The 21,816-nt window shown below is 59.2% G+C and carries 27 protein-coding genes and 1 pseudogene; 6 read left to right on the top strand and 22 right to left on the bottom strand.

Translation table 11 applies throughout. The features are described from left to right. Positions 1 to 52: 52 nt before the first annotated feature. The 18 genes from AD948_RS06370 to AD948_RS06290 form a co-directional block, all read right to left on the bottom strand. Positions 53 to 706 (bottom strand): Gp138 family membrane-puncturing spike protein, encoded by a 654-nt coding sequence (locus AD948_RS06370; RefSeq protein ID WP_061471166.1) that lies wholly within the window; start codon positions 704 to 706, stop codon positions 53 to 55. Continuing rightward, positions 706 to 1,680 (bottom strand): hypothetical protein, encoded by a 975-nt coding sequence (locus AD948_RS06365; protein ID WP_061471165.1) that lies wholly within the window; start codon positions 1,678 to 1,680, stop codon positions 706 to 708. The genes AD948_RS06370 and AD948_RS06365 overlap by 1 nt, the downstream gene beginning before the upstream one ends. Positions 1,681 to 1,991: 311 nt before the next feature. Next, positions 1,992 to 2,327 carry a phage baseplate plug family protein gene (locus tag AD948_RS06360; protein WP_061471164.1) on the bottom strand — a complete coding sequence of 112 codons (336 nt, stop codon included), beginning with the start codon at positions 2,325 to 2,327 and terminating at the stop codon, positions 1,992 to 1,994. Then, positions 2,324 to 3,112, bottom strand: a complete 789-nt coding sequence (locus tag AD948_RS06355) for a phage baseplate protein (protein WP_061471163.1) — start codon at positions 3,110 to 3,112, stop codon at positions 2,324 to 2,326. Before AD948_RS06355 ends, AD948_RS06360 begins: the two co-directional genes overlap by 4 nt. A 33-nt stretch (positions 3,113 to 3,145) precedes the next feature. Further along, positions 3,146 to 4,672: a hypothetical protein gene (locus AD948_RS06350; protein ID WP_061471162.1), complete on the bottom strand. Its 1,527-nt coding sequence runs from the start codon at positions 4,670 to 4,672 to the stop codon at positions 3,146 to 3,148. Positions 4,673 to 4,740: 68 nt separating this feature from the next. Further along, complete coding sequence (locus AD948_RS18860; protein WP_006558951.1) at positions 4,741 to 4,872, bottom strand: hypothetical protein; 132 nt, start codon at positions 4,870 to 4,872, stop codon at positions 4,741 to 4,743. A 20-nt stretch (positions 4,873 to 4,892) separates the two neighbouring features. Beyond that, entirely contained in the window at positions 4,893 to 5,351 is a 459-nt protein-coding gene (locus AD948_RS06345) for a hypothetical protein (protein WP_061471161.1), read from the bottom strand. Positions 5,352 to 5,371: 20 nt separating this feature from the next. After that, positions 5,372 to 5,809 carry a phage tail fiber protein gene (locus AD948_RS06340; protein WP_006558949.1) on the bottom strand — a complete coding sequence of 146 codons (438 nt, stop codon included), beginning with the start codon at positions 5,807 to 5,809 and terminating at the stop codon, positions 5,372 to 5,374. A gap of 2 nt (positions 5,810 to 5,811) precedes the next feature. After that, positions 5,812 to 6,969, bottom strand: a complete 1,158-nt coding sequence (locus AD948_RS06335) for a DUF3383 family protein (protein ID WP_061471160.1) — start codon at positions 6,967 to 6,969, stop codon at positions 5,812 to 5,814. Beyond that, positions 6,966 to 7,817, bottom strand: a complete 852-nt coding sequence (locus AD948_RS06330; protein WP_156478965.1) for a phage neck terminator protein — start codon at positions 7,815 to 7,817, stop codon at positions 6,966 to 6,968. Before AD948_RS06330 ends, AD948_RS06335 begins: the two co-directional genes overlap by 4 nt. Continuing rightward, positions 7,781 to 8,155 (bottom strand): hypothetical protein, encoded by a 375-nt coding sequence (locus AD948_RS06325; protein WP_061471158.1) that lies wholly within the window; start codon positions 8,153 to 8,155, stop codon positions 7,781 to 7,783. The genes AD948_RS06330 and AD948_RS06325 overlap by 37 nt, the downstream gene beginning before the upstream one ends. Further along, positions 8,152 to 8,859: a hypothetical protein gene (locus tag AD948_RS06320; RefSeq protein ID WP_061471157.1), complete on the bottom strand. Its 708-nt coding sequence runs from the start codon at positions 8,857 to 8,859 to the stop codon at positions 8,152 to 8,154. The genes AD948_RS06325 and AD948_RS06320 overlap by 4 nt, the downstream gene beginning before the upstream one ends. Positions 8,860 to 9,124: 265 nt before the next feature. Beyond that, positions 9,125 to 9,628: a DUF4054 domain-containing protein gene (locus AD948_RS06315; RefSeq protein WP_061471156.1), complete on the bottom strand. Its 504-nt coding sequence runs from the start codon at positions 9,626 to 9,628 to the stop codon at positions 9,125 to 9,127. Positions 9,629 to 9,656: 28 nt separating this feature from the next. Then, a complete protein-coding gene (locus tag AD948_RS06310; protein ID WP_061471155.1) occupies positions 9,657 to 9,977 on the bottom strand; it encodes a hypothetical protein in 321 nt (106 codons plus the stop codon). Positions 9,978 to 10,079: 102 nt separating this feature from the next. Next, a complete protein-coding gene (locus AD948_RS06305; RefSeq protein ID WP_061471154.1) occupies positions 10,080 to 11,117 on the bottom strand; it encodes a major capsid family protein in 1,038 nt (345 codons plus the stop codon). Then, positions 11,114 to 11,617 (bottom strand): structural cement protein Gp24, encoded by a 504-nt coding sequence (locus AD948_RS06300; RefSeq protein ID WP_061471153.1) that lies wholly within the window; start codon positions 11,615 to 11,617, stop codon positions 11,114 to 11,116. Before AD948_RS06300 ends, AD948_RS06305 begins: the two co-directional genes overlap by 4 nt. 3 nt (positions 11,618 to 11,620) lie before the next feature. Then, positions 11,621 to 13,093, bottom strand: a complete 1,473-nt coding sequence (locus tag AD948_RS18645; protein ID WP_248845943.1) for a DUF2213 domain-containing protein — start codon at positions 13,091 to 13,093, stop codon at positions 11,621 to 11,623. 123 nt (positions 13,094 to 13,216) lie between these two features. Beyond that, positions 13,217 to 14,824, bottom strand: a complete 1,608-nt coding sequence (locus AD948_RS06290) for a DUF1073 domain-containing protein (protein ID WP_248845942.1) — start codon at positions 14,822 to 14,824, stop codon at positions 13,217 to 13,219. A gap of 338 nt (positions 14,825 to 15,162) precedes the next feature. On the opposite strand from AD948_RS06290, the gene AD948_RS06285 reads away from it, so the two are divergent. The 4 genes from AD948_RS06285 (at position 15,163) to AD948_RS06270 (ending at position 18,589) form a co-directional block, all read left to right on the top strand. Next, positions 15,163 to 16,125, top strand: a complete 963-nt coding sequence (locus AD948_RS06285; protein WP_248845941.1) for an alpha/beta hydrolase — start codon at positions 15,163 to 15,165, stop codon at positions 16,123 to 16,125. Positions 16,126 to 16,470: 345 nt separating this feature from the next. After that, positions 16,471 to 17,028 (top strand): Dabb family protein, encoded by a 558-nt coding sequence (locus AD948_RS06280; RefSeq protein WP_248845940.1) that lies wholly within the window; start codon positions 16,471 to 16,473, stop codon positions 17,026 to 17,028. 1 nt (position 17,029) lies between these two features. After that, the gene (locus AD948_RS06275) at positions 17,030 to 17,392 is read left to right on the top strand and encodes a hypothetical protein (protein WP_156478964.1); all 363 of its coding nucleotides are present in this window, start codon (positions 17,030 to 17,032) and stop codon (positions 17,390 to 17,392) included. 9 nt (positions 17,393 to 17,401) lie between these two features. Beyond that, the gene (locus AD948_RS06270; protein ID WP_061471150.1) at positions 17,402 to 18,589 is read left to right on the top strand and encodes a glutathionylspermidine synthase family protein; all 1,188 of its coding nucleotides are present in this window, start codon (positions 17,402 to 17,404) and stop codon (positions 18,587 to 18,589) included. 75 nt (positions 18,590 to 18,664) lie between these two features. Here AD948_RS06270 and AD948_RS06265 read toward each other — a convergent pair whose 3' ends face one another. Continuing rightward, positions 18,665 to 18,937 (bottom strand): hypothetical protein, encoded by a 273-nt coding sequence (locus tag AD948_RS06265; protein ID WP_035378501.1) that lies wholly within the window; start codon positions 18,935 to 18,937, stop codon positions 18,665 to 18,667. A gap of 72 nt (positions 18,938 to 19,009) precedes the next feature. Between AD948_RS06265 and AD948_RS18120 the strand changes: the two genes are divergently transcribed. Both AD948_RS18120 and trhO read left to right on the top strand, forming a co-directional pair. Further along, positions 19,010 to 19,156, top strand: a complete 147-nt coding sequence (locus AD948_RS18120; protein ID WP_156478963.1) for a hypothetical protein — start codon at positions 19,010 to 19,012, stop codon at positions 19,154 to 19,156. A 274-nt stretch (positions 19,157 to 19,430) separates the two neighbouring features. Beyond that, the gene (trhO, locus tag AD948_RS06260) at positions 19,431 to 20,447 is read left to right on the top strand and encodes an oxygen-dependent tRNA uridine(34) hydroxylase TrhO (protein ID WP_061471177.1); all 1,017 of its coding nucleotides are present in this window, start codon (positions 19,431 to 19,433) and stop codon (positions 20,445 to 20,447) included. A 6-nt stretch (positions 20,448 to 20,453) separates the two neighbouring features. Here the strand turns inward: trhO and AD948_RS06255 are convergent. From AD948_RS06255 to AD948_RS06245, 3 genes and pseudogenes are all read right to left on the bottom strand, one after another. Then, a pseudogene (locus AD948_RS06255) lies at positions 20,454 to 20,612 on the bottom strand (helix-turn-helix transcriptional regulator); the annotation flags it as partial. A 100-nt stretch (positions 20,613 to 20,712) separates the two neighbouring features. After that, the gene (locus AD948_RS06250) at positions 20,713 to 20,919 is read right to left on the bottom strand and encodes a cold-shock protein (RefSeq protein ID WP_006558930.1); all 207 of its coding nucleotides are present in this window, start codon (positions 20,917 to 20,919) and stop codon (positions 20,713 to 20,715) included. 184 nt (positions 20,920 to 21,103) lie between these two features. Further along, a complete protein-coding gene (locus tag AD948_RS06245) occupies positions 21,104 to 21,721 on the bottom strand; it encodes a hypothetical protein (RefSeq protein ID WP_156478962.1) in 618 nt (205 codons plus the stop codon). Between the last annotated feature and the right edge of the window lie 95 nt (positions 21,722 to 21,816).

Raw genomic sequence — 21,816 nt, 5'->3', positions numbered from 1 at the left:
GCTAGAACAGAGTGTGATGATCCGGGCACGGTTTTGAAACCGTGCCCGGATTTCAGCTTTGTGGGGTTCCCGTTGTGCCACTACCCGGCTGCACACCGGGATGAATATGCTGCGTGAGGGAAATGCCTGAAGCCGTGACATCCTTTGAAACATGCAGCGCCCCGTTGATTGTGGCGTCCCCATTCAGGGTCAGGCTCTGGGCTGTAATATCCACCGTTCCTGCGGTTTTTACAGTGACGCCCTGATCATGCAGCCACACATATGTCTGTGGTGCGCCATTCAGAAACCCGCCCAGATAGAGTGCATCCGCCATATTCTGCTGGCGGAAGGAACCTGGAGCCGCCGGGGTTCGGGCCGTTTTGACATTGAAGATATCGCGGTCCGCCACAAGGGCCAGCCCGATATCCCCCACGGCGGGGTCCACAATCACGGCGCGGCTGCCACCCTGCAACCGAAAATAGGGCACCTGATACAGCACCCCATGCGGCGTAACCGCGCCTGCCGCGTTCTGCTGGTGCACCATGGGCTGGACATCCACAAAACCAACGGGGTTCAGCCCGCTACCGGAAACAGCCTTGACCTGCACCACAACCACTGTGCGCCGCGCGGACAATAGCCGTGCCACAACCCGGTTCAGTGCATTGAAGTCAGACGCTGCGGCATCCGCCCGGTTAAGAACGGGATATGTGCTGGCAGTAAGAGGCATTATGCCGTGTGCTCCTGAAACGCCTGTGCCACGATGTCTGTAAACCAGGCCCCGTGTGGGGTTTCACTTTGCAGGCTGTGGCGAACCTGCGTGACGACCCAAAGGCCGGTGGTAACGGGCCCAGACTGCGCCCCCCACCCGGCAGGCTGATAGCGGCTTTGCAGGCTGATCACACTATTGAAACTGACCTGAGGATTAAACAACATCCGCACAGCCAGCCCGCCTGCGGACCAGGACGGGTATCCAATAAGGCCCGTTTCGGATGATACAGAAACAGCCTGTTGTACAACGCTTGTTTCTGAGGCTGACAGAGCACCTGAACCTTCTGCTTGTAGATCTGCCAGCGGGGCGTTTCCCGCCATGCGCGCGGGCCAGACTGCCAGTTGCCCGCGCCCGAGGCTGACCCGCATGGGCAGCATATCCATACAGTAAGCCAGTTGCTGGCCGGGGCTGCCATCCAGATACGGGTTATGGAACGTGCCGCCAACCCCGTTGCAGGAGAGTGTCAGCCCGGCTTTCCGGGCAACGGTTGCCAGTACGGTCGCAACAGGCACCGCGCCACGAAAACTGGTTGGGGTGGCCGCCATGGCATTGGGCAATGCTGTTGAAAATGCCTGCACCATAAAGGCGACATCCGGTGCGTTGGTGTAGTCCGCATAGGCCAGTGTGACACCGCCCTGAAACACCAGTGCGGCGGGAGAGGTCCCCTCCTCCGTTTCCACCAGCACTTCACTCGCACTCTGGCTGGTTGGGTCAGGTGCTGCAAGACTGAGGCGGTTCATCAGATCGGGCGAGAGACCTTCAATCCGCAAGGTTGCAATCTCTCCTGTTGGAAACTGCGCCTGTGTGATATCTGCCGTTACCCGCAGGCCGGTAAGCGTGACGGTATCTGCGCCGCTTGGGCCAAAGGCATTTGTCAGCAGACGGAAAGTGATGCGCAACGCGCGTGACGTAAAAGAGCCTGACTGGGCCATGAATATGCCAACCGTGTTTGAAGAAGCCGGACGCGCAGAGGCTTTGCATCACGCATGAAGCAGACGGCACTGGAGGAGCGCATAGGCTGTGTGGGTGGGGGCCCCGCCGGTTGAAGCGGCCTGAGGCGCGGCACCGCATACTCTCCGCACGACGGCACGACAATGTGGGGAAAATAGGAAGAGACGGCAAGACGTGAAACGCGCCATATATCATGAGACTATGCCGCACGCGCCAGACGGTGGTCCGTGCACAAGAGAGCACTGATCAAACAGGCGCGCGCAAACGGAAATAGGCTTATCGGAACTTGCTGCTACGTCCATCCCGCACGGTAGAGGAGAAGGTAGCGGCTGCCCAGACCATCATAGGTGGGGTCCTGCGTGCCCTGGGTATCAGCAAATGTGAAATCTCCCGGCAGGCCAATGGCTTCATCACGCACAAGCCATGTGCGGTCCTGACACAACACGCCCGAGAGCAATCGGGTGTTGGCAAGCCAGAAATCTGCATACAGCCCTGTGGAACGTTGACGCACGGCGATCTGAATATTCTGGCCGGAAAGTGTGACCCGGAGCATCTGGGCGGCGGTGCTGGCAAGGGGGATCATTACCAGATCTGCGGTGCTGCCAGACGAGGAAGAAGACGTGCTCATAGCGGAGATCCTGCAAGGTTGGCCCAGCCGGTTATGTTTTGAGACGTCTCGTCTGTTACCACGCTCTCATAGAGGCTATTGCTGGATGTTAGCGTAGGGGATGACTGGGAGGGCACAACGCCACCGCAGAGCATGCGCTGCCCTTGCGGCTGCTGAGTTGTTGTGAAACTCTGCGTGGCAGACACGCGTACTTCCTGAAGAGTGATTTCCACAACTGGCATGGTAATACCGTGCCGCGCATCGCGCAGCCAGCGGTGGCCGGTAATGTTGACATTCTCATATTTCCGCTCTGGCGTAATGACGGAATAAAGTGACAGGTCGGCCTCCAACGCGGCAAGAGTCGCGAAGAACGCCTTGCGCACATATAATCCCTCTGCTCCGGCAAGCGATGAGGCTGCCTGAGGCAGCAACGCTGAAAGAGCCTGAGAGTCCAAGCCTGTTTCCGAACCATCGCACACCATCAGCACCCTGTGCGTTCGGGGCGTAGCAACCTTGCTGTAGGACAGAAAACTGCCGTCTTCCAAAGGGGCTGTGGCAATATGGTGTTCACTCTCCCCTGCCACGGAGAGCACGCGCGCGGCGGAGAGCACACTTTGGCCCGCACTGTTGAAAATGCCCCACTGCCCTGCCGCCTGACTGATGAGCAGATCATCCAGCACCGTGCCGATACTGACAGACGCCGCCGCCTGCACCCCATGCGTAACAGATTGCCCCAGCAGAAGCGGCACGCCTGCTGCCACCGGCACAGTCCAGACGGATGGCAGCGTAACCGGCACCATGGGCATGTAGGAAAATCCTTTATAAAAACGGAAAAGACATTATACGGCCCCGTATGTAGCGAGGCTGGTCAGCGTATGGCTGTCTCCACCACCAAGGCCACGCAGCGCCTGTGCGATCTTCTGCGGGTTGCCGGATGGCACGCTGATGGTGACAGACCCGATATGCGTGGTGTTCTGCACGGGCGCCTGCGGTGCGGGCACGCTTGCTGCCGCGCTGCTGGCTGCACGCAGCATAGGTGAGCCGGGCAGAAATGGCTGCATGAGTTTTAGTGCATCAGAGGACAGGAAAACGCCCTGATGCAGCAGATTATTTTCCAGCATGGGAGAGACTGGTGCAAGGCGTGCATTCGGTGCTGGCGGGAAATTTGTCCGACTGGAAGACGATGGCTCTAACAGGGAAAATTGCCGACGTGCCTGAGCCGAGAGCCGCTGTTCTGGCACCGAGGGCACCATGGGCACGTGCTGCATGGCTAAGGTGTGATTTTGGTATCTGTAAAGATGGTTAGTACGACTGGATGGAGACTTCCCGCTTAGTGGGCGATGGTTTTTCCCGAAAGTCTCGAAAGGGGATGCAGCCTTGCTGTATGATAATCCTCTGACGGAATTGGGCGGTATTCCATTGTGGGAAGGCTGTCGTCTGCGCCAGTCAGTCTGCTGTTTTGTGGTAGGTGGCATCAACCCGGCAGCGTTTGGAAAAGAGCTTACCGGATTCTGCATTCTGTTGAAGGAAAGAGGGGAAGTTTCTCCACGGCTTTTGGGGTTTGCCTGCCGGATGACGGAGAAGGCCGTAAAGAGAGGACGGGGCGTGCGGAGGCTCTGAGGTCGGTATAAGGCCATAGCCGCGCTTACCGTACTACGCAGAGCTTCTGTCAGACTCTTTGTTGGGAGAACGCCGTTATACGCCCTACCTGAAACCGAAGTAGGTTGCGTTAGAACTGTCGTGTGCTGGAGGGTGACACGGGAGGACAGGGACGCTGGCCGTACAAGGGCGCTGGTGGTGGATAGAGACCGATCATGAGACGATAAAAAAGCGGGAGCCTGTTGTGAAGGCCTTGACGGAGCCTGCACTTGGAAATGTCGCTCGGGAACGGAAAGAGGGCTGGGTGTAAAAAATGCTGACGGCTGTTGCTGCATTCTCTGCAGCGGAAGCAGTGGACCTTTTGACCTGCTGGCACGGGATGAAGCCGGCGCGTGCATGGTATGTGGTGCGTGTGAAAAACGGTTAATTCCACGTGCAAAACCGGAACGGGAGGACTGCCCTGCTCCTCCTCCCTGTTGTGAAGAGCCGCTAAGAGTTGTTTTTTGAGAGGCTCCCTGCATCTGTTTCAGGAGACTTGCAAGCCCTCGGCCGCCGGATAAGACACCCAGCAGGCCCAGTGCTTCCTTTCGCGTCTGGCTGAAAGAGGAGGCTGCCTGCTTGCTGGCTTTTTCACTCTGGCTGGTGATCGTTTGCGTTTTCTGGGTCAGGGTATCCAGAACGCCCACTGCCTGTCTGGCATCTGACTGAAGGGAAGAGGTATCCAGCCCAAGACGGATGACCAGTTCATCCAGCACGGTTTCAGACATTATGGGTGTTCCTTGCTAGATGTTTTAAAACTGGTCTACCAGCCGCCAGAGAAGGAGGCCATGTGGCTTTAGGGCGTATTGCGGGCCTGCGCCGTGTTCCAGTTCGTGACGGAGGCCACTTCAAGAAGGGTATAAAGGTCTTCACTGTCATAAACCGTTTTGAGGTCCCGCAGGGTCGCCAGGCCGGAGGACAGAACCATGGCCAGCGCAGAAGAGATGTTTACGCAGTGGACGGGCGGGGCGTTGTTTCTCCCAGCAGGGCCGCCACAACGGGGAAAAGCTGGTGTGCGGCGGCCAGTAAAAAACCCACATGCAGACGGAACACTTCAGAACGCACCATGCCCAGTGTTTCCGGTTCTTCAAAATCGGCGGCAATAACGGCGCGGGTCAGATCCGGGTTGGCGGGGTCGGGGCGGATGGTGACGCACTGCATCAGGCGGTTGAGGGCTTTATCAAGATCGGCTTCTTCCATGAACCCGAAAATCTCTATCCCCAGACTGGCTAGTCCGGCCACACCGGCCTCTGCCAGATCAGCCCCAATGCGTGCGCCACCGCGTATGGCAGCCTGAAGAGCGTGCCGCGCCCACTGATCTGCAGCGAAGGCATCCATGCGGGTCAGGCAGAAGCGTTTGCCGTGATCGGCACCGGGTTTGCTATGTGTGTAATCAATGGTTTTCATGGGCTCTTCCTTTCTGCCGCTTAAATGGCGGCGGGCAGAACACGCTCCCACGTGATTTCAAAATGCCGGGCTTCCAGCACGCGGCCTGCGCCGGGAATGCTGACAATAGACCGCAGCAGGCCACGCACCATGGTATATTTACGGCCAATGGCCGGGATCTGGATTTCAGCCCCCATGCGGTACAGACCTCGGCGGGAGTCCTGCGCCATGACAATGGCTTCAAATACCAAAGCACTTTCACTACTGGCGGCCAGCGCAATGGTCTGCGTTACGGGGTTGGGCACCCAGCCTGCATTGAGGTAACCATCAATGCTCATGGCCGTTTCAGCCAGTTCACGCGCTTCTGTTTCAAAAGCACGGTCTGCGGCGTAGTTCTGCAATGTTATGGGCGCGTTATACAGACCCGGAACCGTGATGGTAAAAACCGAGTTGGCGGCTGTAATATCATAATCGGCCATGATTACTGAACCTCTACCGATGCCAGAGTGATGGACTGCACGGACTCTCCATCCGTGTAGAAGAAGCGCCCCTGCACGGCGCCACGGCTGGCGCGGGTGCTGGCGGAAGCGGAGGACGCGCCGGGCAGCAGATACCAGCCACGGGTAGAGAGCACGCTATCAATGGTGCGGCCTGCCTGTGCGTTGACGGCCTGTGCCTCCGCCGCGGAAAGGGTGACATTGGGCTGGATGGCCCCGAACGCCAGAGCGGTATCAATGGTGCCCTGCACGGCAGTGGCGATCAGGGAATCCCCTTGTGTGGTATAGGGGATTTGACCAACGCTGGAGAACAGGGTCAGCAGATCTGACTGGAAGCTGGCGTTCATCCAGATCTGATTGATGTAGCTATCTGCCCAACCGAACGGACCGGAGACCGCCCCGTTATTGAGAAAACTGAATGTGCTGTCCGTGCTTTTATAGCTGCCGTAAAAGCTGTAGCCGTTAGCCAGCAGGGCCTCTGCCTGAGATGGCGTGAGGTTAGCCGGGGTCACGCCGCCATTGTTGCGGAACATCAGGGTGGTACGGCCACCCGTGCGTTGCGGGTTGAGGCTGGCCGCCCAGCCCAGACACAGCGCCCCGGCCAGAAGGCCCGTGCCATCCTTATTGCACAGGCAGGTCATGCCGGGCGTGGACTGCGCCTTGACGGTTGAACCGAAACTGTCGGTGGCGTTGGGGCTGAGGATCGTGGCATCTGCATCTGGCACAACACCCCAGTATCGGTTGGGGTTGGCGGCCATCCAGGTAGCGATTTGTGTTTTTGCAGCGGCTGAGGGTTCCTGTGCAAACAGGAAGGGTGCCCAGTCACTCACCGTTACAGCAGCAGTGCTGAGGTAAGTGCCGTATTCTGCATCCGTCGGGGTGGCAGGAATTTGAAAAATATAGAGTTTTTCAGGCGTATCCTGCGCGTTGGTATAGGCTGAAAAATACACGCTGGCGATGGCGGCTTCCGGGCTGGAAGCGCCACATAACGTTGCGACATCCGCCGCCGAGGTGAACACTGAAACGCCGGAGGACAGCGCGGCATGTGTGGAGAACAGCATGCCGGTCAGCAGACTGACGGTGCCACCGGGGGAGATCACGCCCGGCGTGACGGAAACAAGGGAACTGATGGGTAGGGTCATGCAGGGGGCTCATCCGTGAGGGTATCTGCGCATATCAGCGCAAGGCTGGCGGCGCTGGCCGTGGTGGTGGGAAGCGTAAGAGTGGTGCGCACCTGACAATGCAGGTCCAGAAGCCAATGTTCTTCAAACTGGCGTTCACCATTTACAAAAGGCATCTGCCGTGGCGGCCCGGCATAAAGTGGGACAATGCGGGCCGGTGCGTAGCATGGAGCGCCCGGTTGTGCCGGCACCGATGCCGGAAAGGCGTTGCAAGGCCCTGTATTCTGGCATGGAGCGTTTTGAGGAAACGCCTCCGCGCTGGGAGGGGGCGTGCGTGATAAGGGTGTAAGAGGGCGTTCACTGCCCGGTTTCGGGGCTTCACCCGGGAGAGGATGGGACTGAGCGGCAGCGGGAGGTTCTGGTGCGACGGGAGCGTATTTTTCCAGCCACTCTGCGGCTGTGCCGAGGGACGGTTCTGCGTCTAATGACTGTTCTTCCTTATTATTTTGAAACAGGTTTTCAAAATAACGGCATGCCCAGTCCGTGCGGAACAGGGTAGCGATACTCTGGGCGTTATCCCCCGCGCCGGGCCCGAAGATGCTGACCTGCACCCTCACCTCCTCCGGCACGCTCAGGATCGTTATGGCTTCTGTTTCTGTTTGGGCAACAGTGGCGAGTGGCTGGCGTGTGAGAAGAGTAAGCAGAACGAACGGGCCTGCGGGGGCGACGGTGCGGTTCTGCTGTGCCAGTTGCACCGGCAGACCTAGTGGCAAAACGGCACGGAGGAACTCCCTTAGCGCCGTGGTGATGCTGGCCGTAACGGGCTGGATGGTCATGACAGTTGCCGGGTGACGAGAAGTTTGGACCATTGGCCGCCTCCCCATGTTTCGGGCTGGCTTGTGACCAGCCATTCCGCGCCTTCAAAAAACAGACTGTCTCCCCCAAACTGATGGGTACGGTCCAGCCCTTTGATAAGACCGGGCAGATAGACCAATCGGTTTTCAGAACTCTGGTTGAGCCCAGCCGTTTGTATGAGATCCGCGCTGGTGGCGGCCTGCACCTTGATAGTGACAAGCACATCCGTATAGCACGGCTGCACGGAGCCATCTGGCAGCGTGATGGTGCCATCCTGCACCCGCAAGGTGGCTAGGATTGATGGCAGCAGAGCCGTGGTTGCCGCTGCCGCGATGCCGAACAGGCCATTCATGACTGCACCTGAAAAGAGACGCTGTTTAGAAGTGTTTTTGTGTCTTCAAGCGGTTTATCAGACCCTTTATGGTGGATGGTAGCCCGGCTGTTGGGTGGCGTATGGACGGCCTGAATGGCGTGGGTGATGCTGGCCTGCATGGCTTGGCCGGTGCGCTGCAAGGCAGTGGTGGGCGTGTTCAGAATACGGCGTGTAGCCTCTGGTTGGTGGCTCGCTGCGAGGCTTTCAGCAAGAGCCTGACGGAAGATTTCTTTCCATTTTGGAGCATCCTGCGCCACGGCCGCCCGCATGAATGGCCGGGGCGGAATAACGATGGATACGGCACCGCTCCGGGATGTTGCCTTGCGGATGACAGCACCAAATTCCTGCACGGCAGCAATGGCAGCGACCGGCGTGCCATTCGGGTAAGATCTGCCCCGTAGAAACCCTGCTTTTACTGATGCGGTGCAGGACGTGGACGCTGCACCGGATGATGGGTTGCGTGCTGTGCTTTGGAATGACGTGTTTGACAGGTTGGGATTCTGGGTGTGTGAACCAGACATTTCCGCATACTGTGTGCCGGTTGAAGCCGAGGGACTTGTTGCGTACGAGGGCTGGTTCCCCTGCGCGGCGGGAGCCGTGTCAGCACCGGGCCGGGACGATCCGGCGGCCAGCATGCGCAGGAGGGTACGCGCCTGTGCTCCGCCTTGCAGCGTAAGGATCATGCAGGTGTCCTGTCTGTGAAAAACCTAAGGGATAGCGGACGAAAACGCTGGCGGAGCACCCGCAGGGGTTTTGGGAGCGGTGGATGAGAGGCCCACTACGCAAAAGGGAGCGCAATTTTGATGGGTGGAAACAGGTTTTGCATCCTGATGGGCAGGTATCTGATCCAGAGACCAAAGGGCTCTGCGGTGCAAAAGGACTATAAAGTCCTGTCCTTGACCATTTTACAAAACCTGTTTCTGTAAAATGTAATAGCGCGAATTTATATTATCCCGGCACATAACGGGCTGTGCGGAGGAAGGCGGTGGCCGCCCAATAGACAGCACCATAAGGCGTTTGCATCCACCATCCCTGAGAGCCTGATACCGGGCCTGCATCGGCCTGAACCTCGATACTGCCCATGCGCGCGGACGTGATGCGGCCCACGAGTGTGGGCTGGCTTTGCGGTGTTTCCACTATTTGCGGACCACCGGATGCGGTGGCCTGCGACCATCCTGCCGAAGGTGTTCCGTTGGCCTGTGAAAGAGGGCTGGCAGGGCAAGACAGTGTGGGAGCGGCGCTTGAGCCAAGCCCTAACTGGGCCAGATGGGCGGTAATCAGCCCGAGCAATTCCGCCCGCTGGGTGAGATTGCGCACGGGAGACGTATCATCATTGGGGAGAAACAGGCTGGCGAGACTGAAACAGGCCTGTGCGCCTTCCGCCCCCACACTGGCGAACAGGGCCGGGTATCTCTGCTGCCAGAGGGTGAGGCAAAAAGGGGCACTGGGCATTATGACGTATCCGTTCTGGCAGGTTTATTCAGGCGGGGATGATGCCGGGGGCCGGAGTTTGCGGGTTGATGGGTTCCAGACCGGTGCGAAGGGCGGCGTGTTCGCGCGCCTGCGCTGCGGCTTTATCCACCGTGGGCTGTGCAAAAATCAGCCCCTGCTGCAAGGGCGGAAACGCTGCATACTGGCGGGACCACGCTGCCCAGAAATCTGCCGGGACAGGGGTAAGGCCGTAGCCACCCACCACGGCGGAAGCGCGTGTGCCAGCCAGTGTGTGGCGGGTTTCATCCAATGCCAGAACAAGGCCATTGGGCAGTTTGCAGCCGATGGTAACGGTTGCGGGTGATGCCATAGGGAAGATCCGTCTGTTCGGGAAAGTTTTAGGGAAGGAGATGTTTTTTTTCAGAGGGATTGTGAAAGCTCTGTGTAAAACATCCCCTTGTGGGCGTGTGGTTTACAGGCCTGTCATGGTGGCAATGCCAGCGGGCATGTAGATGATGGCGCCCCATGTGCCCTGCGAGAGTTTCTGCTTCCAGGCGGAGGCATCTGTCACCACGGCGTGGGCGCGCAGTTTTTCCGTAAAGGCGGTTTCCGCCGTTTTCTGGGCGTCCACATGTTCGGCCATGATCTGCATGGTCTGCACGGTGCTTCCGGTTACATCTCCATACTCGACAGCCTGCACAAAACGCAGATTGGGGTAGGTATCTTTCAGCAGAGACGCCGCAGAAAGACCAAAGCTGTTACGGCGGGTGAGCAGACCCATGCGCGTGGGGGAGAGGCCCAGCACCATGGGGGTTTCCGTATCCACCAGCCCGGCGGTCTGTTTACGGAGCTGGTTGATGAGGGCGATCACATCATCCTGCCGTTCTTCCGGCGTGGCGGTATCCCACGTTGTACCGCCTGCGGCCTTGATGGCGGGCGTAATGGCGGCGGGTAGGCGTGGATCATTCAGGTAGCCATACAGGCGCAGGCCACTGACACCAAAAAAGTAAGTCTGGTTCTGGAACTTGTTGAGCTTGAGGGCTGCGGCTTCACGCAGGCTGGCCACCCATTGCAGGCGCGCCTGCCCTGCCAGCGCCAGTTCCATTTCCCCCCAGAAGAGGAAGACTTGATAATGGTAGGACTGACGTTCAGGGTAGGAAGGGTTGAGGCTGACCTGCCCGTTTGCGTTCCAGTCCCCATAACTGCTGATTTCACCAGTGGTTTCAAGCATGGGGAAAATGGCGGTGCGGGTAACCCAATCGCCCTTGCGGACCTCGCCCAGCAGTTCTGCCGCGCGCATGGGGGCGAAGGCCACCTTGATGAGGGCCGGATCAACCCATGCGCTCATGAAAGCCGGAATACCGGCATTGGCACTGGTGGACAGGGTAGGCTGGGCATCCAGCGCCATGGCATCTGTTGCCAGCAGCGCGTTGGCGATCATGCCGCGGGCCTGCGGCATGATGAAGCCAAGGCGGTTGAGTTCCGCCAGTTCTGAAGGGAAGAGGCTCATACTGCGTGGCTCCATGTGGAGAGTTTGACAAGTTCACCCGCGCTACAGGTGGAGGCGGTGACAAAAGACGTTTGCACGGCATCTGGCACTGTGCTGCCCGCCGTGCCGGTGGCAATACTGCCGTTGGTGGTGGAGGCGAACACTGCCTGCCCCGGTGTGGCGGCAGTGGTGCTGGTGGCCCAGAAATCCCCCGCCGTGAACAGGGTTACGGGAAAGCCTTCCGGAATGATCAGGCTGGCTTCATCAGAAAAACTGGTGACCTGGCCCGTAAGGTCACGATGCACAAAACCATCTGGCGCGGTGGTGGTGCCGTTGGGCGGGGTGTTGGCCACGCTGCGGCCATCACTCTGCACCCACCCGAACGCGCCTACTGCACAACCGCCGCTGGCGGCCACCAGAGCGCCATCGCCTGCCGGGAAGGTGGCGGTGGGGTTGAGAGAGGCGAAATCTCCCGGCACGGCAGGCGCGGGCTGGCTGGTGATCTGTGTCTGAAACGCCATGAGTTATGCTTTCACCGTAATACGGTTGAGACCGAATTCTTCACGGAAGGAAACGGTTTTTGAGGAATCCATTCCCAGTGCAGCGCCCTGCCCTGCTGCCTGCGTTTGCGCATGCAGGCGCGCGAACTGCTGGAACAGCGGCTGAAGCGCGGCTTCTGGCAGAGCGGTGGTGTCCACTCCGTTTTCACGCAGGGCAAAACCATAGACAGCGGCGGCACTGTCCATTGTGACATCCCCCACAAACGGGCGCACTGCGGCGCGGGCCGTATGCAGGGCTTCCATGCGGCGCATGGCCCCGGCCTCGGCCTGCTGAACGGCCTGCGCGATGGCGGCATCCATGCTGAGGGCGGGCTGAGCCGCCGTGCAGGACGGTATGGTGGTAGAGTGCGGTTGGGTACCTCCTGAACCTGCCAATGGTGCTGCTGCTGGCAGGGAAGATACGGTTCTGGCGGTGGCTTCAGACGGTGTAGCCGTGGACGTGTGTGCAGCAGCCGGAATGGCTGAAGCGTCTGTCTGCACGGAGGAAGATGCGGCCGGATGGGCGTGAGAGGTGGCGTGTGCGTGTGTGGGCATGGCCTGCCTTGTGCTGTTGGATGTGAGGGCGCCCTGTTGCAGGCAGGGCTGCGATGGACTGGACGGGTCCGTGCCGCCTGATGCGGCGATGAACGAGGGAACAGAGGCCGAGGATGGCTGGATGGCCGGAGCACGCGCGCCAGCCATGGACGACGGACCGGAGCCCGGTGCGCCGGTGTGGGGCCTTTTGCCGTTTGCGCGTGACGAATTGGCGGGAGACGCATCACCAATGATGGCGGTTTTGACACGAGGTTCCGTGACAAGGGCGAGGTGATTAAAGACGATATCCGCCATGACAAGGGTGTAGGGCGTGCCGTCATGCGTGCCCGTTTGCGAGACAGCGCAGTAGCGGTATCCGGCGGAGACGGCTTTCTGCTGGCCGCTCTGAATGGCGGCAATGGCAGCGCTTTGCCAGATGGTCAGGCTGCCGATCAGATTGGGCGGGGTGAAGTGAACATCACTGCCCACTGCGCCGACTGTCAGCATGCTGGGGTGGGCCTGCGCGGAAACCGGCTGGTGCCGCATGAGGATGGGTTTGCCCGCCATGCTGGCCGCTGCGGCCTGTAGCGCTGTTGGGTCCCGATACACCTGATATAGCGCATTCGGATCAAGGCCGAGGGCTGCGGCGTTCGGGATTTCGTGCCCGTAATAGGGGCAGACCGTGGCCGCGGAAAGGATGCAGGCCGCAATATGCAGGTGGCCATCTGCATCTATGCGCCGCACGGACCGGTCCAGCGCAAACTCGACTGTGCCGTACGGCGGCCCCGGGGCTTCTGCGGTTTGCGGCTGAGTGGAGGCAGCGGGACTGGTGGTAATCGATGTGAATGGCCGCGCTAACTGTGGGGAAGCAAGAGGAGCTGGCGTTGACGCGGATAGAGATGGGACATGGGACTGAAAGGTCATGCAAGGTACCGGAGGAAGGAGCGGGAAACCGGAAGGAACTGCCGTGCCGATATGGCAGAGCCTGCTTCTGAAGCTGCATTTTGAAAAAAGGGTAAGCGTGACAAAAAAGTATCGTCGGAACGTTTAGAAATGGGGCGTTCTGTTTGCGGGGATGCCATCATAGGGGCTGTGCAGATCATGGGCGGTGCGGCTGCGGGCTTCCTGAGGGGTGACGATGCCGGCGCGGATGTTCTGGGCATCAATTTCCGTGCGGGTTTTCTGCACGTTAGCCTGTGTGGCCTCATCCATCTGCCACAGGGAGGCAAAGCTGAAGGTGATATCCGGGTCAATCTCGCCCCACAGGTTGAGCATGATCAGGTGCAGGATGGTGGTAAGCGGGGTGCGGAAGACGTTTTCCTGAAAGGCGTGGATGCGATCATAAAAAACGCGGATTTCACCTTCTGCCGAGGCGTTGAGCCCGCTGGGGGTAATGCCCGTGAACTTGACCAGCGGCTCCTGCGCAACGCTGCACATCTGTTCCTGCGCCTGGGCCTGCAAGCGGTCCAGCCCGGAGAGCGGTGCTGCCAGAAGGTCCAGTTTTTCACGCTCCTTATCCAGAACGAACGTGCCGCGGTTGGACCGGAAGCGGTTGAAGGCTTCCACTCGGCTGAGCAGGCCCTCTGGGTCTTGCGCGTAGGCGGCCATATCCGTTGAGAGCGCGACGATGGAAAAGGCGTTGAGCAGATCAGACACGGACTGACGGGTGCGCAGCCAGTTATTGACATAGGGCTGGGCCATCTGGCTGAGGGACAAACCGCCGAAATTATAAGCCGGTTTAAGAATGTCCGGCACATCACGCGAGACAAAGCGCAGAAGGCGTGTACTGTGGATCAGACTGCCCTGCACCCACCAGTGGGTCGGCTGGTAGAAATCCGGGCTGAGGGGATCTGCCGTGCCGTAACTGTCTGGCGTGGTCCATACGGGGTCTATGGGCACAAGGGCGCGCAGGGTGCCCTTGCGCACGGTTTCCGGCTTGAGAAGCAACGGGGTTTCACGCCCGCCGGTTGTCTGGCTGAGGCCGGTATCAACATACAGCAGGCCCATGCCGTAATAGCCATCATACTCCGCCATGCGGCGCAGCACATCACGCACGTTCAGGCGGGTGAATTCAGCCTCGATTTCGGCAATGCGGGCCTGTTTGGTGGTTGCGCCCCGCGTGCGGAACACAATCCATTCGCGCGTGGCCTCCGTGGCGATCACTTCCACCATGTGCCGGTATTCCGCCCGCTGGGCCAGTTCAGCCAGATGCGGATAACCGGGAAAAACCGTTCCCTCCCCTGCGGCGTTGCGCAGCCAGGCCAGTGTGGTGGGCTGGCTGCTGGCGGCGCTATCAAACGCCAGATGAGTGCGGTTATCGCCGCGCACGCCTTTGGGGGGCTGATAGGGGCGAAACTGCGCCTGCGGAGGAGATGGTGCGTTGGAAGAACGCAAGGCATCTGCCATACCGTTTGGCAAAACGCCATTTGCAGCAGGTTTGCGTAGGTGCTGGCCAAGAGGGGGCGTGAACGTGGGTTCCCGTCGGTCTGGCTGAAACGTGCGTGTGTGCGGCAAGGCGTGTGAAAGCCGTTTGAAAAAGCTTTTGAATGGTCCTGTTGTTTGAGGCAGCCTGTTTTCCGACTGTGCTTCGGGCAGACTTTTTTCTGGGTCAGGCTGCTGCGGGCTGGCAGGACAGGCTGGAAAAAATGGCGGCATGTGCCCTCTTGCGTGATGGAATGGCATGGACGGAAAGCGGATAACGAGGCGGAGGCGGAGAGCCGACTGAGCGGTTTTCTCCCCGGGGCTTGGCAGGAAGAAATGCAGCAATTTTGCGTGTGCCGAAAAGCGCTATGGGAGACAGTGCTGGGTGCCCTGTGGAGGCAGCAATGGTCCGCTCGTTAAGCCAAGCGTGGGTGTTTTTTGAATGTTATTGTGTGCTCATCGGGCACATGCTGATGTGTGACAGATATGAGACCACGTATTTTTTGGTTTCGTTTTTGTGAAAAACCGGGTGATACTCCAGCACTGGCGGCGTGACGATTGGGAGAGATGGCGTGAAGCTGAGAACGCGTGTGGTGGGTGCCCTGATGGCTGGGGCGTTGATGGGGGCATCCGGCTTGGCCCACGCGGCGACAGATGAGGATATTTCCGCCCCCGGCCCGCTTGGGCTGCTGAAAGGCACCCTGACCCGCGCGGGGAACAATGCCCCCGTGATGTTGATACTGCCCGGTTCCGGCCCGACAGACCGCGATGGCAATAATCCGCTGGGGGTAAAAGCTGCCACCTATAAGCTGCTGGCGGAAGGGCTGGCGGCGCAGGGTATCTCCAGCGTGCGTGTGGACAAGCGGGGATTGTTTGCGAGCCTGGCCGCCGTTGCCAACGGAGACAGTGTGACCGTTGACAATTACGTTCAGGACACGCGCAACTGGATGACAAGTATTCAGAAACAGACGGGCGCGCATTGTGTCTGGCTGATGGGCCATAGTGAAGGCGGGCTGATTGCGCTGGCCACGGCAGCGGACAACCCGGCACAGATTTGCGGTGTTGTGCTGGTGGCAACCAGCGGCAGGCGTGCCAATGACCTGTTAAAAGCCCAGATGGCTAAAACGCCTTTGTCTTCTCAGGTTAACCGGATTGTTGATGCTCTGGCCAGTGGGCAGCAGGTGGATGTGAGCACGGAGCCCCCGCGCCTGCGCGCAATGTTCCGGCCAAGCATACAAGGGTTCTGGATAAGCGCGTTTTCATATGACCCTACGGACCTGATTGCAAAAATCAAGTTGCCGGTGATGATTATACAGGGCGAGCGTGATTTGCAGGTGGGTGTGGAGGATGCGCAGAAGCTCAAGGCGGCAGACCCGGCAGCCAAGCTGGTTTTGCTGCCGGACACAAACCATGTGCTGAAAACGGTTTCTTCCGATATTCCGCGCGAAAATCTTGCGACCTATGCAGACCCCAACCTGCCATTGGCCCCCGGCGTGGTGGACTCGATTGCGGGCTTTATCAAAAAAGCACCGTAAGGCGTGGGATGGCGTATGCCGGTGGAAGACAGGGTCAGGGCATCTTTCTCGGCAAAGGCAGGACGGTGGCAAGAAATACGCCTGAGACGCTGCTTCCAAAAAAAATCTGGCGGTGAAAAAGGCGTGGGTGTTCTGTGGCTGATAAAGAGCGCTTGGCCCCCATGAAACGGGGATAGTGGAGCAGACAGATAAGACTTTCAGGTGGAAACCGCCACGCCTGCTCTGACCTGCTGATTTTTAAAACCGTGCCTTAAAAAGGAAGACCCGATTGCGCTAGGTACGTTTTGAAACAGCCTTTAAGCTGTGCTCCGGTTTCTCTGCAACACGTAAGGTTTTTCCGTTTTGATGATGCGCTGTTCTCGCATGTTTGCACTTTCTTCCCTGATGGTTGGGGCTCTGATAACAGGTGTGCCCGTAGTGGCCCCGCATATGGCGCGCGCTGCTGCTGTGCCCACGCTGGATAAAGCCGCGCAGGCTGTGCAGGCTCTTGTGCGGCAGGTTGGGGAAGACCGCTTTACAGCACCGGATTTTCGGCCCGGTGTGGTGCGGCATATGGTGATGTTTCAGTTCAGACCAGAGACCACGCAGGCACAGCGGCAGGAGGTGACGCGCCGTTTTCTGGCGCTGGCTCAGGCTTCCCGCCGCCCTGATGGCAGCGCTGTCATTCAGGCATTGGAAGCTGGGCCGCAGACCAGTGGGGAAAATGCGGATCTGGGGCTGGATTACGGGTATCTGGTCACGTTCCGATCAGAAGGGGACAGGAATTATTATGTGGGCCGCCCTATTGTGCAGGGTCACGGCCATTATGACCCCGCCCATGATGCCTTCAAGGCGTTTGCCGCCCCTTATCTGGCCAAGGCGGTTGTGTTTGACTTCACGGTACGCCGTAACGGAGAGACATAAGGTGGAGAAAGACCCTCTTTCAAGACGTGTGCTGGGCTGGACGGTGGTGCTGGGTGCGCTGGTGGGTTCAATCGGGGTGATCGGGTTTGGGAATTTTCAGCGCAGCAGAGAGGCCGCGCAACGGCAGCATGCGGAAGCCTGCGCTCAGGCGGACCCGGCCCGACGGCCTGAGGATTGTGACGACACTGAACAGCATGGAGGCGGTGGCCATGGGGTGTTTGTTTCTTCCCGCCGTTATGGACATGATGGGGCCGACGAGGGTGATGAGGGAGAAGGCCGACGTGGTGGCGGTGCTGGCGAGGAGTCTGCTGGCCATGCGGGATTTGGCGAAGGGGCCGCGGGCCATGCGGGAGGCGGAGAGTAACCTGACCTGATGGGTACTCTGCGCCGCCTTCCCTCCGCCCCGCGACCGGACTGGCAGGCCCGCGCACGGCAGATTGGCTATACGTATTTTCGCAATGAAGACGGTAGCCCTGCCTGGCGGGAAGATGTGCGTTACGACTTCAGCTCCCAGGCGGTGCAGACTTTGCGCCGGGTAACGGAAGACCTGCACACATTATGCCTGCGTGTGGTGGACGACGCGATCAGCACACCGGGCGGGCTGGATGTGTTTCATATTCCGCCGCTGGTGCAGGATGTTGTGCGGGCATCCTGGCGGCGGGATGAGCCGTTTCTGTTGGGGCGGTTTGATTTTGCCTGGTGCGATGGTCAGCCCAAGCTGATTGAATATAATGCAGACACCCCGGCCACAGTGCCGGAAAGCACCCGCATGCAGAGCCTGTGGCGGGCAGAGGTTGCGCCGCAGGCGGAGCAGATGCCGCTTGATGCCGGGCGCGTTGTGGCGCGGCTGCTCCAGTTGCGGGCCGAAGCGCGCGTGAGCCAGACGCTGCATATTGTGCCCTACCCTGACAATACGGAAGATGCGGTGCATGCCCGTTATTACCGGGACTGGGCGCAGCAGGCCGGATTGGAGGCCGTGCAGTGCGAGTTGCGGGATCTTGAGATCAGCACCCGTGGCCACCTGCTGCACAAGGGCCGCGTGGTGCGTAGCATGTTACGGATGTATCCGTGGGAGCTGATGTTTCGTGACCCTGGCGCGCGGCATCTGGCGCAGTGTGGGTGCGTTTTTCTGAATCCGCCCTGGACGGCCCTGCTCTCCAACAAGGCATTGTTGCCTGTGTTGTGGCAGCGTTACCCGGAGCACCCCAACCTGTTGCCAGCAGGGTTTGACCCTGCGGCCGTAACGGCGCATCGGCCCGGAGGCTGGTATGTGGAAAAGCCGATCCATGCCCGTGGGGGCGAGAACGTGCGGCTGCTAAAGGCGGATCGGATTTTGTGTGCGGAAGGCGGCACTTACGGGGCTTACCCCAAAGTCTATCAGGCGTTTGCGGACCACAGCATTCAGGGCGTTACGGCCTCTGTCGGGGCGTGGGTGATTGGACATAGTTTTGCGGGCATTACCATGCGGGAGAGTGCTGACAGGATTATCCGCCATACATCGCCCATTGTGCCCCATACCATCAGGCGGAGCAGTTTTGTCTCCCGGCTGCTGGGCCGGTGACAGAACCGGACACGGGGGTTGCCCCCCGTGCGCCACGCCTGAGAGGCTGACGTGGCGAGAAAAAGGAGAGCCGGTTCAGGCCTTCTTGTTTTCTTCTTCTTCGTCTTCTTCATCATCCCAGTCATCATCATCGCCTGCTTCGAACACGAGTTCGACGGTGACAGTGCCGGTGGTGTCGCCATCCTGAAGGGACTTTGCGTCGGCTTCAGCTTCTTCCTGTTTTTCGTACAGTTTGGCTTCGTTGGGGTCTTCCAGCCATTCATTGGTGGGGTCCCAGAAGGTGATTTCCCCATCATTGTCTTCGCGCTGGATCAGGTAGCCTACGACAACTTCATCGGTATCTTGCATGGTCGGTCCTTTCTGACACTGCTCTTCTCCATATGAAGCATGCCGCGAAAAAGAAAAGAGCTTCATGACAAGATGGTGACAACGCAGGCCGGCACGCGGCGTTGCAGGCGGGGGTGCAAACAGGGCGCGGGCTGGCTTTTTGTGGCGTTTGGGCGGCTGTTGCCTCTTGTCCTGCCCATGGGCGGAGGAGTAAGTCTGGGGTGCCTTTTGATGGCCTGACGTGACCCTGATTGCAGCAGGGGCCGGCATGTGCCGCGCCCGGAGTGGCCTGCAATCCTACCAGTGGATAGTTGTTGCCGTGACTGACCCCAAGAACGCCCCCCATGCCGACCCTGCCTGTGGAACCGCGACCACACCGGCGGCTGGCCCTGCTGCGCGGACGCCTGCCAGCAGCACTGGTGTGGCGGCTGCGGTATCTGACGTGACGCCGGATGGTAACGAACGGAACGGAACAGCACACGCGGCGCAAGGTGATCACGCTGGCGAGCACGATCTGCCCTTCTGTGTAGCGGCGCTGTATCGCTTCACCCCCTTTGAGGATCTGCCCGCATTACGCGAGCCCTTGCAGGATGTGTGCGTGGCCAACGGCGTAAAGGGCACGTTGCTGCTGGCGCATGAAGGCATAAACGGCACCATTGCTGGCACGGATGAGGGCATTGCCGCAGTGCTTGCCCATGTGCGCGCCATGCCGGGCTGTGCGGAGATTGAGGTTAAATTCTCCCGTGCGCCCGCCATGCCGTTTTTGCGCATGAAGGTGCGGCTGAAGAAAGAGATCGTGACCATGGGTGTGTCGGGGCTGGACCCTCGGTCTGACGTCGGCCATTACGTGCCGCCCGAGGAGTGGAATGCCCTGCTGGAAGACCCGGACACCATTCTGATTGACACGCGCAATGACTATGAAGTGGCAACCGGCACGTTTGTTGGGGCGATTGACCCCAAGACAAAGACCTTCCGCGAATTTCCAGACTGGTTCCGCGCCCACCGCGAGGAACTGCTGGCCAAGGGCCGCACACCGCGTATTGCCATGTTCTGCACCGGGGGAATCCGGTGTGAGAAAGCCACGGCCTTTGTGAAGGCTGAAGGGCTGGATGAGGTGTATCACCTTCAGGGCGGCATTCTGAAATATCTGGAAACTGTGCCGGAAGAAAAGAGCCTGTGGCGTGGTGAATGTTTTGTGTTTGACCAGCGGGTGACGGTCAAGCACGGGCTGGAGCCGGGTTCTCTGGAACAGTGCCATGCCTGCCGCACGCCGCTGACGGCGGAAGAAATGGCCTCACCCAAGTATGAGCATGGGGTAAGCTGCCCGCATTGTTACGATGAGCGGGATGAAAAGCAGCGCGCCCGTTATGCCGAGCGGGAACGGCAGGCCAAACTGGCCGCCGAGCGTGGCGAAGCGCATCTGGGTGCGGAAATGGACGCAATCCGTGAGCGCAAACGCCGCGAACGGGACGCGGAAATTGAACGCCAGAACATGCTGCGGGACATGGCGCTTGCCCGCTTGCAGGAGTAACAACGCCTACGCATCTTCCCCATCATAGTCAAACAACGCCTCGATTGAGGTGCCGAAAAAGCGGGCAAACCGGAAGGCAAGAGGCAGGCTTGGGTCATAGCGCCCGGCCTCTATGGCGTTGATGGTCTGCCGGGAGACGCCAAGCTGTGTGCCCAACGTTTCCTGCGGAAGGCCGCATAGCCCGTTTTTTTAAGAAAGCAGACATAAAAAAAAGCCGCCCCGAAGGGCGGCTTTCTTCACATCACGCGTGTGAGTAAAAGCAGCGTTACGCTGCTTTGATGCTCACTGCAGATGTTTTGCCGTTACGGCCAGCTTCGAGCTCGTAAGAGACCTGCTGTCCTTCGGTCAGGGTGTGCATACCAGCGCGCTCAAGTTCAGAGATGTGAACGAACGCATCCTGCCCCCCGCTGTCGGGCTGAATGAAACCGAAACCCTTTGTGGGGTTAAACCATTTTACGGTGCCTGTTGCCATAACAAGGCTCCTTCTTAAACAATAGCGGTCGTGCACAAAACACACACGAAATCATAACTTTTAAGGAGAAAGAGAAACGCAACATGCGTCAATAACTCGGATAAAAGCACCCGCTGCACCTTTGATGCGCCTATGTTCGGACGAATGCAAGGGAAAACTTTTTCCTGCCGGGTTGGTCTGTTTTTTAGGACGACAGCGGTTTGGGCAGCGAGGCGATGAAGGCGTCGAACGCTTTGAGATCATACCGGCCTGGGTTCACAGTAACAGGCGGGATTTTGAAATCCTCGGGGAGCGCCCATTTTACGCGCGTGGGAAAGACTGCCTCAAGGGCGCTATACCACTCGATAAGAAACCTTTGCAGGCGGAGATGGAGGTCGAACCGGGAGCGTGTGCGGGTGGTATCCGTTTCCATTTGATGCCGTGCGGTAGAGGCATCAATGGGTTTGACAAGGACCATATCAGCAAAGCCAAGCTGGTGTTGCGCAATGGCGCGCCGGGTTTCCTGCAAAGAGAATTGCCAGTCTGCCTCCTGTTTTTCACCAAGCTGCCACAGGCCCCAACTATAATGGAGCTTCAACGGATCTGTATCGCAAACAGCCATGCCTTTGGAGGCTTCAAGAGTAAGAGCGTTACGCCAACGCTGGGTGTTCCACTCTACCCAATATGCAGCGACCTCTGGCCCCTCCAGCGGCTGGTTGTGCCGGTCCGCCGGGAAGGTTTCTGGCAAGAGGGTGTCACCCGCAGCCTGACAGCACCATGTGGTTTTTCCTGCGGCACTCATTCCTTCCACAACCACAATCACGCACGCGCCCTCCTGGCTTTGATTCCGTTTCTCTAAATGCCACAGCCATGGAAGAGGAAACAAGAGTTCTTGATTTCCAATTTTGTGACAAAGAG

Source organism: Acetobacter senegalensis, from assembly GCF_001580995.1.
Lineage (GTDB): Bacteria > Pseudomonadota > Alphaproteobacteria > Acetobacterales > Acetobacteraceae > Acetobacter > Acetobacter senegalensis.
This window is presented reverse-complemented; position numbering and strand designations above follow the sequence as displayed.